Origin of the sequence: Alloyangia mangrovi, assembly GCF_002300555.2 — a bacterium.
Lineage (GTDB): Bacteria > Pseudomonadota > Alphaproteobacteria > Rhodobacterales > Rhodobacteraceae > Salipiger > Salipiger mangrovi.
Genome location: NZ_NTHN02000100.1, coordinates 1 through 7946 on the forward strand (window position 1 = coordinate 1; position 7946 = coordinate 7946).

General features: G+C 66.0%; 9 protein-coding genes. 7 read left to right on the forward strand and 2 right to left on the reverse strand.

The annotated features are described in order from the left end of the window. Positions 1–704: 704 nt before the first annotated feature. Complete coding sequence (locus CLG85_RS26395; RefSeq protein WP_095881604.1) at positions 705–893, forward strand: PLDc N-terminal domain-containing protein; 189 nt, start codon at positions 705–707, stop codon at positions 891–893. Between the two features lie 43 nt (positions 894–936). Then, positions 937–1101, forward strand: coding sequence for a DUF1328 domain-containing protein (locus tag CLG85_RS26400; protein ID WP_095881603.1), 165 nt, complete (start codon positions 937–939; stop codon positions 1099–1101). Positions 1102–1245: 144 nt separating this feature from the next. Here the strand turns inward: CLG85_RS26400 and CLG85_RS26405 are convergent, their stop codons facing one another. Then, a complete protein-coding gene (locus CLG85_RS26405) occupies positions 1246–2046 on the reverse strand; it encodes a response regulator (RefSeq protein ID WP_095881602.1) in 801 nt (266 codons plus the stop codon). A gap of 122 nt (positions 2047–2168) precedes the next feature. Between CLG85_RS26405 and CLG85_RS26410 the strand changes: the two genes are divergently transcribed. The 5 genes from CLG85_RS26410 (at position 2169) to CLG85_RS26430 (ending at position 6502) form a co-directional block, all read left to right on the forward strand. Beyond that, complete coding sequence (locus CLG85_RS26410; protein ID WP_095881601.1) at positions 2169–2351, forward strand: NepR family anti-sigma factor; 183 nt, start codon at positions 2169–2171, stop codon at positions 2349–2351. Beyond that, positions 2348–2908, forward strand: a complete 561-nt coding sequence (locus tag CLG85_RS26415; protein ID WP_095881600.1) for an RNA polymerase sigma factor — start codon at positions 2348–2350, stop codon at positions 2906–2908. Before CLG85_RS26410 ends, CLG85_RS26415 begins: the two co-directional genes overlap by 4 nt. A gap of 126 nt (positions 2909–3034) precedes the next feature. Further along, positions 3035–4822 carry a sensor histidine kinase gene (locus tag CLG85_RS26420; protein WP_095881599.1) on the forward strand — a complete coding sequence of 596 codons (1788 nt, stop codon included), beginning with the start codon at positions 3035–3037 and terminating at the stop codon, positions 4820–4822. Beyond that, entirely contained in the window at positions 4806–5783 is a 978-nt protein-coding gene (locus CLG85_RS26425; RefSeq protein ID WP_095881598.1) for an amidoligase family protein, read from the forward strand. The genes CLG85_RS26420 and CLG85_RS26425 overlap by 17 nt, the downstream gene beginning before the upstream one ends. Then, positions 5771–6502: a gamma-glutamyl-gamma-aminobutyrate hydrolase family protein gene (locus CLG85_RS26430; protein WP_235865348.1), complete on the forward strand. Its 732-nt coding sequence runs from the start codon at positions 5771–5773 to the stop codon at positions 6500–6502. Before CLG85_RS26425 ends, CLG85_RS26430 begins: the two co-directional genes overlap by 13 nt. Positions 6503–6508: 6 nt before the next feature. Here CLG85_RS26430 and CLG85_RS26435 read toward each other — a convergent pair whose 3' ends face one another. Beyond that, positions 6509–7171 carry a PRC-barrel domain-containing protein gene (locus tag CLG85_RS26435; RefSeq protein ID WP_095881596.1) on the reverse strand — a complete coding sequence of 221 codons (663 nt, stop codon included), beginning with the start codon at positions 7169–7171 and terminating at the stop codon, positions 6509–6511. Positions 7172–7946 lie beyond the last annotated feature (775 nt).

A 7946-nucleotide genomic window follows, 5' to 3' on the forward strand; every position in this document is an offset into this window, starting at 1 on the left:
TCGTAGCGCGCCACATCCACATGGGCCTTGGCCACGAAATCCTCGGACGGGGCGTAGGTCCCTGCAGTCGCAGTCTGGGCGTCGTCTTTCATGATGTCCTCCCTGGGGTCGCGGGCAGGGATCTGTCGACCTGGCCCTAGACCGTTCCAATTTTCTCCACAGTCGCACGGCGACTTCTTCCATCCCTGACGCCATCATACCGCAGTTCGCAAAGATTTAAATAAGCCTCGGTAAACTATGCTTTTATTTGTAAATGATTTGCCCCGCACTGCAGCAATTTGTAAATATATTTGCGTTCCGAAAGGAAAGGCGATGGTTTCCAATATATTTACGTAACGTCACGCAGTGCGCCAAGCACGCGCGCATCTCGCGCATTTCAAGCGGGCCGGGGTGTGACATTCTGATGCATGCCGCCCGGCGCGTGGATGTTTGCGCCCGCAGTCGAAGGGCATGCTGAGCCCGCCGCGCCGACTCGGGCTCGGCATGCCGCTCGCGGCAGTTTGACCGCGCGGAACCTTTTTCCCCATCGCGTGTTCTTGACATGAGACGGAACGGCGAGGCGCAGGATGCGTCCCCCGGGCCGACATCACCAAACTGGACGGATCGCGCGGGAGCCTTCCCGCGGAGCCCGAGGCTTCGGCCGACGGACTGGGAAGACGTGCGCTCCGGCAAGACACAAAGTCGCGACCAAAGGAGGGTTCGCCATGGAATTCGCTGGGATCGGGGGATTCATCATCCTCGTGCTCGACATCTGGGCCATCGTCTCGGTGCTCGGCTCGAGCGCGAGCACCGGGGCCAAAGTGCTCTGGACGCTGCTCATCATCGTGCTGCCGCTGCTCGGCTTCATCATCTGGCTGATCGCCGGTCCGAAGTCGTCGCGCGCCACGGTCTGATCTGGCCGGCCAACCAAGGTCTTCATTTATCGGAGGAACGACAATGCTTTACTGGGCACTTCTGTTTTTCGTCGTGGCCATCGTGGCCGCAATCTTCGGCTTCGGCGGCATCGCATCCGCCTCGGCGGGCATCGCGCAGGTGCTGTTCTTCATCTTCCTGGTGCTCTTCGTGGTGACGCTGATCATGCGCTTCGTACGCCGGGCCTGACACGGCGCGGGCGGCCGCTCAGACCGCCCGGTCACGACCCGACCACTGCGCAAGGCGCAGCGGGCAACGGTAGGAAGAAAAGAAAAACCCCGCCACGTGGCGGGGTTCTCTTTGGCCAAATCCTGGCGCGACATCGCGAAAGGCTCAGACCTTCAGCGTCTCGGTCGACGAGAAGAACATCGCCTGGCTCACCGCCGAACGGACCTGCTCCTCGGAGTAGGGCTTGGAAATGAGGAACGCCGGTTCGGGGCGCTCGCCGGTCAGCAGGCGTTCGGGGAAGGCGGTGATGAAGATCACCGGGCGATCGCCGAGCGCGCCGAGAATGTCGTTCACCGCGTCGATGCCCGAGGAGTTGTCGGCCAGCTGGATGTCGGCCAGCACGAGGTCCGGCGTCTCCTTGGCGGCAAGCTCGACCGCGCCGGTGCGGGTGCGGGCAACGCCGGTGACCCGGTGGCCGAGGTCGGCGACGATGCTCTCGAGGTCCATGGCGATGATCGCCTCGTCCTCGATGATCAGCACCCGGCCGGTGACCGCATCGGCCATCTCGCGGCGGGCGAGGGTGATCAGCTCGCCGGCTTCACTCTCGGAGGTCTGCATGATCTCGGCGACCTCGGAGAGGCTGAACTCTTCGATGGTGTGCAGAAGCAGCGCCTCGCGGCTGTTGGCGGTGAGGTTCTTGAGCCGGGCCTGCGCCTTGGCGCGGGGACCCTCGTCTTCTTCGGTGACCGGCGCACCGGTGCTGGCCCAGATGCCATGGAACACGTGGAACAGCCCCACCTTGGGCGAGGATGCCCCGGTGAGGCCACTTCTATCGGCGAGGATCGCTTCAAGGGTCGCCGCCGCGTAATTGTCGCCCGAAGTCTGACTGCCGGTGAGCGCACGCGCGTAACGGCGGAGGTAGGGAAGGACCGCGCCAATCGTCTGGCCCAAATCACCCTGTGTCATGAATACGTCCTTTTTTTCGCTTTTCTCGGGAACCAAACGCAGTTCCTCGGCATTGGTTCCCGGATACGGCAAAGATAGATGCAGAAATTGCGTACTGCAAAGGCAAGGATCATACGGCGGCAATGGTACAATCGCGGCGGAATTCAAAAGAGGCAGAGGCGATCGACGAGAACCTCAAACGTGTCTACCAGGACATGCTTGAAGAACAGGTTCCCGATCGGTTTCTCGACTTGATCGCGCAACTGCGCGCGCAGGACGATCAGAGCGGCGCTGGTGGCGACGAAACGGGCGGGGCCAGTGCATGAGTTCCGATCCTCGTGACGAGATCGTCACCCACCTTCCGGCCCTGCGGGCCTTCGCCTTCTCGCTGACGCGCAATTTCGCGCTGGCGGACGACATGGTGCAGGACACGCTGGTCAAGGCGTGGACCAAGATCAACACCTTCGAGCAGGGCACGAACATGCGCGCCTGGCTCTTCACCATCCTGCGCAACACCTACTATTCGAACCGGCGCAAGGCCGGGCGCGAGGTCTCGGACGCCGAAGGCATCTTCACCGAGAGCCTGTCGGAAAAACCGGCCCACGACGGCCGCTTGCAGATGAACGACTTCCGCCGAGCCTTCGTGCAACTCACCGACGAACAGCGCGAGGCGCTGATCCTTGTCGGGGCGCAGGGTTTCTCCTACGAAGAGGCTGCAGAGACTTGCGGCGTCGCCGTCGGGACGATCAAGAGCCGGGTCAACCGGGCGCGGGCGCGGCTTGCCGAGCTGCTCGAGCTGGACGACAACGACAAGCTCGAGATGACCGACCAAGCGACGATGGCCGTGGTTTCGGGCGCCCGTCCCAGTGGTGCCCTCGGCTGACGCCGGGGCAATGCACCGGGCCGGCTAGTGACGTGGGGCGTCCTTCGGGGCGCCGGGAATAAGCCGGGACACGGCAGGGCGCGTATCCTGCCGGTCCGGCAGACGGGCAGATCGGATAGAGGTGTCATGAAAACAGTCGCGGGCGTTTGGCGGCAAAGGCCCACCGGTCTGGCCGCCCGTATCATCCTGTTTCTGTCGCTGGCGCTCGTGCCGATCGGGGTGGTTGCCTATTTCCAGACCAGCAAGCTGGCGGAGGAAACCCGCCTGCGCTCGCAGCTCAGCCTCGTTGCGCTGACCGAGGCCGCCGCCCTCGGCGAGCGCGAGACAGTGCTGCGCGCGCAGGGCGGGGCACAGGCGATCGGCGCGACGCTGGGCCAACAGATGGATGATCCGCAGAGCTGCTCGGACCAGCTTGCCGGCTATCTTGGCGCTTCTCCGGGTTACAGCTTCGCAGCAATCATGACGCTTGAGGGCGATCTGTCCTGCAACTCGCGCGGCGTCGAGATGAACGTGGCGGATTTCCCGCGCCTGATTCACATCGTCGACCAGCCCGGCGCCACGGCCTGGCTCAACCGTCGCGGGCCGATCAGCGAACGTTCGGTGATTGTCGTGGCGCAACCCTACTTCATCGGCGGCGAGCTGGCCGGGCACGTGCTGCTCTCGGTGCCCTCGGTGCTGCTGCCGCGCGGGCACGATCTGCCGGGGCCCAATGATTTCCATGATCTCATCACCATCAACGAGCAGGGCGAGATCCTGACCTCGCGCGGCGACGTCGACCAGGTTGCGAACATCCTTCCGGCCGATCTCGACCTCAAGAGCCTCGTCGGCGGCAAATCGCAGAGCTTCGCCGCGCGCAGCGCCGATGGCGAGACCCGGGTTTATGCCGCCGCGCCGCTGGTGCCGGGGATGATCCACGCGGTCGGCATCTGGAGCCGCGAGAACGCCGAGGCCCAGGCGATCAGCGTCAACGGGCTGGCCTTCGTGGCCGCCGCGCTGCCTTTCCTCATGTGGGCGGCCTCGGTGATCGTCGCCTTCCTGGCGGTGAACCGGCTGGTGATCCGCCATATCAAGCGGCTGTCGCGCCGGATGCGCGCCTTTGCGCTGTCGCGCCGGGTTCCGGCGGTGCGCGACGAGGCGATGCCCGCCGAGCTTGCGGACATGGAGGACGACTTCCTCGACATGGCCGATGCCATCCTGCGCGACGAGGCGCAGCAGGAAAACGCGCTGCGCGAAAAGACCATCCTGCTCAAGGAGGTCCACCACCGGGTGAAAAACAACCTGCAGCTCATCTCCTCGATCATGAACATGCAGATCCGCCAGTCCCGCAACGACGAGACCCGTGCCATTCTGCAGCGGCTGCAGGACCGGGTGCGCAGTCTCGCCACCATCCACCGCAATCTCTACCAGACCGAGGATCTGGGCCATGTGAACGCCGGGAACCTGCTCAAGGACCTCGTCGGACAGATGGAGCAGATGTCCGAGGTGAGCGGGCGCAGGGTGAACCTGACCATCGCCGCCGACGACATCGAGGCGGTGCCCGACCAGGCGGTGCCGCTGTCGCTGCTGACCGCCGAGGCGATGACCAACGCGATGAAATACGCCGGGCCGGGGGCCGATGGGGTGACCCGCGTGTCGATCCGCCTCGCGCGGCTCACGAGGGGGCGGGCAGAACTCGAGGTGATCAACTCCGCCCGCAAGGACGCGCCTGGCGAGGCGGCCGCGCAACGCGCCCCGGGTGAGATCGCCGGGCTCGGCTCCAAGCTCATGCAGGCCTTTGCCACCCAGCTCGGCGGCACGCTCGAACAGGACTGGACCGAAGCGGGCGACTACCGCGTTCACATCATCTTCGCGCTGGTGGAATTCACCCCCGACCCGACAACTCCAGAGGCGATGCCCAATGTCCCGGACTTCTGATCTCGACACACCGCGGCTGCTGCCGCGCCCGGAGACCGCCGAGGGCAAGCCGCGGCGCGTTGGCGTCGAGATCGAATTCTCGGGCCTTACCGAGGCGCAGGTGGCGCGCATCCTCGTCAAGCAGCTTGGCGGCTCGGCGCACGAGGACCGGCGCGGCCACTGGACGGTGAGCGGCGGCGGCATGGGCGATTTCGAGGTCTATCTAGACAGCCAGCCGCTCGAGCGGCTCGACCATGACGGGGTCGGCGGGCAGATCCGCGACCTCGCCCGCGCCGTGGTGCCGGTCGAGATCGTGAGCGATCCGCTCGAGGTGTCCCAGATCTCCGAGTTCGACCGCGCCATCGTGGCGCTGCGCGAAGCGGGGGCCGAAGGCACGGGCACCGGCGTGCTCTCGGCTTTCGGGGTGCATTTCAACCCCGAGGCGGTGTCTCTGGGCTATGCGGACGTCATGCCGGTGGTCACCGCCCATGCGCTGCTCGAGGATTACCTCAAGCGCGCCGCCGGAACCGATTTCACCCGCCGGGTGATGACCTGGGTCGCGCCGTATCCACGGGCATTGGTCGACCGGCTCGCCGCCGAGAGCCCGCCCGCCACGATGACCGAGCTGATCGACACCTACCTGGCTCTCGCGCCCTCGCGGAACCATGGCCTCGACATGCTCTGTCTCTTTGCCCAGATCGACAAGGCCCGGGTTGCCGCGGCGGTGGACATGGAGCTGGTCTCGCCGCGGCCGACCTTTCACTGGCGCTTGCCGGACTGCCGCATCGACGAGCCCGGCTGGACGCTGGCGCAGGAGTGGAACCGATGGGTGCTGGTCGAGACGGTGGCCGGGGATGCGGATCTGCTTCAGCGGCTCTGCGCCGCCTGGCGCGATCACCGCGAGTCGATCACTTCGATCCGCATGGACTGGTCGTTCCGGGTCGAGCGGCTGCTTCAGGGGGCGGGGCTGTGCGACCTCTGATCGGGGTCACGGTCTCGCGTCGCTCGGGCTGGCGCGTCTTTCCCTTCATGGCCTTTGCCGTCTGGCTCGCCGGGGGCAGGGCGTTGCGCTGGCAGACCGGCCACCGCGAGGTTGACCTCGAGGCCGTGCACGGCGTGGTGATCGGCGGCGGCGACGACATCGAGCCCACCCTCTATGGCGGCGAGCTGCAGCTCGACGTCCGGCTGGACCCGGACCGCGACGCGCTCGAGCAGCATGTGCTGCGCGGCGCCTTCGAGCGCAACCTGCCGATCCTCGGAATCTGCCGCGGTGCGCAGATGCTCAACGTGGTGCTCGGGGGCTCGCTGCATGGCGATGCCTATGCCGTTCACCCCTCGCGCCGCTACCGCACCGTGCTGCCGCGCAAGAAAGTGGACGTGCTGCAGGGCACGCTGCTCTCGCACACCGCCCGCTCGGCCTGCCTGCGGGTCAACGCGCTGCACTCGCAGGCGGTGGACCGTCTGGGCGAGGGGCTGCGGGTGGCCGGGCGCGACGATGGCGGCATGGTGCAGGCGGTCGAGCGGCTGACGGATCCCTTTGCGCTCGGTGTGCAATGGCACCCCGAGTACCTCGTCTACCGCCGTGCCCACCGGCGGCTCTTCCGCGCGCTTGTCGCCGCGGCGCGAGCGCGGCGCGACGCCATCTGCCAGCTCGACGCTGCCGAGGCTGAGGCGGCGCTGCCCGGCTTCTTGGAGCGCTGAGGCGCCTCAGGCGGCGACCATGTCGGCGACTTTCGGTGCGGTCTCGACCTGCGCCAGCGAGAGGTCCAGGACGATGTGCCCGCCATGCGCCTGGTCGGCATGGGTGACCATCTCGAACAGTGGCACCACCCGCCGCTCGTGGTGGAAGAACCTGCCATTGTCGACGACGATATGGCTAAGCTGGCCGCGCGCCGCATCATAAAGCAGGTCGCTCACCCGCCCGGCCTCGCCATCGCGCGCGAAGACAGGCTTGCCGATCCAATCGGCGAGGCTTTCGTAGCGCTCCAAAGCCGCCTGCCAGCGCGGATCGGTCTCTGCATCCTGCGTCTCAGCCTGCAGCGGCGCATAAGGCGAGCCGAAGGGGCCGACCACCATCGGCGGCATGGTCGCCATGAGGGCCAGCATATCCTCGCGCCCGCCCTGCATGTGCGGCGCGCGCTGCAGTTCCTCCTCGGTCACATGAAGCGGCAGGCTGCGATCCTCGGCCTCGGGCAGGCCGAGCGACGAGGCGGTGACCAGCAGCCGCTCGGCAGTGGCGAAGCCCGCCGGCGCGACGATCGCCCAGGCCAGCTTGCGACCGTCGGGATCGAAGAGCAGGTCCTGCAGCACGAAATCCCGCTCGCCCCCGGTGAGGCGCCAGGTCAGCAGGTCCGAGAGCGAGATGAGCATGATCTTGCCTTTCCTCCGTTTACGGGAGCTTAACACGGAAGTGCGACATTCTGTTCCGGAACCGCCCCGGCGTTGCGGCGTTCAAATCCCAAGCACTTAAGGAGGCTGCCATGACCATCGATATCTTTATCGTCGGGTTGGCCGCTCTTATCGTCATCGCGATCCTGATCCTCGCCCTGACCGACGCAAAGGGGGAAGACAGGAACTCGCGCTAGCCCGAGCGACCAGATTCGGCCATGGCCGGGGATGATCTGACTGAACACTTTGGGAATGTTACCCTGCGGGGTTTGCCTCCCTTGGGGGTCAGGAGTTTTGCCGGCAAAGACAAAGCACGGCTCCCGGATCGGGAGCCGTGCTTTCTTGCGCCGGGCGCATGCGCTTGGCGCCATCGGTTTGAAGGGCCCACGCGGGGCGGACGCTGGCATCCGGACGGACCTGGCGAGCGGTGCGTCTACTCCACCCGCCCCAACCTGTAGGGACACGCGGAGATCGAACCTGTCCGGGCCCGCCTTGGCCTTAGGTGCAAGAAAGGGTCGCCTGCGTCAGGCGCCGCGCCCTCAAGGGCAGCGGAAAATTGGTCCAAGACGCGTTTCCCCGCAGGTTGCGGGAAACCGCGCTTGACGCCCATCGGACCCGGGCTGGTATACCAACTGCGAATCCAAGCCGAGCCCCTTCCGGGCGACGACAGCACAAAGGACATTGCGATGCTCGACAAATCCGTCTTCACCCCGCACGGCAAGCACCTGATCGCGGGTTCGTGGGTGGCTGGCGAGAC